This window comes from Halorubrum sp. AD140 (assembly GCF_034497445.1).
GTDB lineage: Archaea > Halobacteriota > Halobacteria > Halobacteriales > Haloferacaceae > Halorubrum.
In genome coordinates, this window is record NZ_JAXRUU010000305.1 from 1 (window position 1) to 1,092 (window position 1,092).

General features: G+C 75.0%; 2 protein-coding genes. One reads left to right on the forward strand and one right to left on the reverse strand.

All coding sequences use genetic code 11. The features are described 5' to 3' along the window. Nucleotides 1–696, reverse strand: a 696-nt coding sequence (locus tag U4E84_RS18390) for a cyclase family protein (RefSeq protein WP_322533499.1), incomplete at its 3' end; no start/stop codon positions are given. 92 nt (nucleotides 697–788) lie between these two features. On the opposite strand from U4E84_RS18390, the gene U4E84_RS18395 reads away from it, so the two are divergent. Next, nucleotides 789–1,092 (forward strand): TolB family protein (locus U4E84_RS18395; RefSeq protein WP_369698434.1); only part of this gene is annotated, 304 nt, incomplete at its 3' end.

Here is a 1,092-nt window from a genome sequence, read left to right on the forward strand (position 1 = left end):
CACCGCGCGCACCGGGGACCCGTCGGCGCCGCGAAGCCGGAGCGGGAAGGCGTACAGCCGGAACCGTTCGGGGAGACCGTCGAGGCCGAGGAGGTTCTCGACGATCGGCAGCGAGTCGCGCAAAAGCGCGTCGTGGGCGGGGGTGCCGTCGGGTTCGCCGTCGGTGGCCGCGGGCGTTCCGCCGGCGGTACCCGCGGCCGATTCGGCGTCACCGGCCGCCGTCGGCGTCGGATCCGGACCGAAGGTGTCGAGGCCGACTCCGACGCCGAGTTCGCGACACCGCTCGGCGGCCGCCGCGGTCAGGTACGGGTGGTCGCGGTACCGGTCGGTCCCCCACTGCGCGGCCCAGCCGGTCCGGAGGACGAGGAGGTCGACGTCGTCGCCGAGGCCGGCGTCGGGGTCCTCCGGCTCGGGCAGCGCCCCGGCCCCGATCGGCTCCCGCGGCTCCAGCGGGCGGAGGGCGACGAGGCGGGCGTCGAACGCGAACCGCCCGACTCCCCACTCGTCGATCGCCTCGCCATCGGGGACCGTGTGCCGCGGCGCGTCGACGTGCGTTCCGGCGTGGGTCCCGGTCCGGAGTTCGCTCGTCGCGTACCCGTCGGCCCGGTGGGTCGCGTCGGGGGCGAGCGTCACGTCGGGGTCGCCGGGATAGGTCGGCATCCCCGTCTCGATCGGTCGCGAGAGATCGCGGAACACGACCGGCGGTCCGGACGCCTCGGGGTTAAGTCGGTCGCCGTCGAGGTTCCGCGGCCCGAACGTATTTCCTCCGCCCGTCGCTGTGTGTCTCTATGTCGGAACTGCCGCTCGACGCCTACTACGACCTGACACAGGTCGGCGAGGTCGCCGTCTCCCCGACCGGCGACCGCGTCGCCTTCACCGCCACCGAGTACGACCAGGCCGACGACGAGGCGGTCTCCTCGCTGTTCGTCGCCCCGACCGACGGCTCCCGCGAGCCCCACCGCCTGACGAGCGCGTCGGGCGCCTCCGCGCCGACGTGGAGTCCCGACGGCGACCGCCTCGCGTTCGTGGCCGCCCGCGACCGCGACGCCGAGCGGCGGGTGGGCTGGCGCGACAGAGACGAGGAGGAGGGAG